Here is a 292-nt window from a genome sequence, read left to right on the forward strand (position 1 = left end):
AGATAGAGCCATCCTTCATAGGTGCGGATGTAAGTGATATCTGTCACCCAGACCTTGTTCGGCTCACTGACCTTGAACTGCCGCGCGAGGTGGTTGGGCGAGGCCACTGTTGGTTTTCCACCGTAAAACCCTGGACGCCGCCGATAGCCCGTTTGCGAACGCAGCCCCTCCGCCTGCATCAAGCGCCCGACTCGATTTCGTCCGCATTCCTCTCCCAGCTCACGCAGGTCATCGTGAATTTTGCGGTAGCCGTATACACCTCCGCTTTCTAGCCAAGCGTGTTTGATCAAGC

The 292-nt window shown here is 56.8% G+C and carries 1 protein-coding gene; it reads right to left on the reverse strand.

Annotation, left to right across the window (positions count from 1 at the left end):
• The coding region (locus tag MJ643_RS30605; RefSeq protein ID WP_247727297.1) for an IS3 family transposase at positions 1 to 292 on the reverse strand (292 nt) is incomplete at both ends.

Origin of the sequence: Pseudomonas sp. PNPG3 (assembly GCF_023093815.1) — a bacterium.
Classification (GTDB): Bacteria; Pseudomonadota; Gammaproteobacteria; order Pseudomonadales; family Pseudomonadaceae; genus Aquipseudomonas; species Aquipseudomonas asiatica.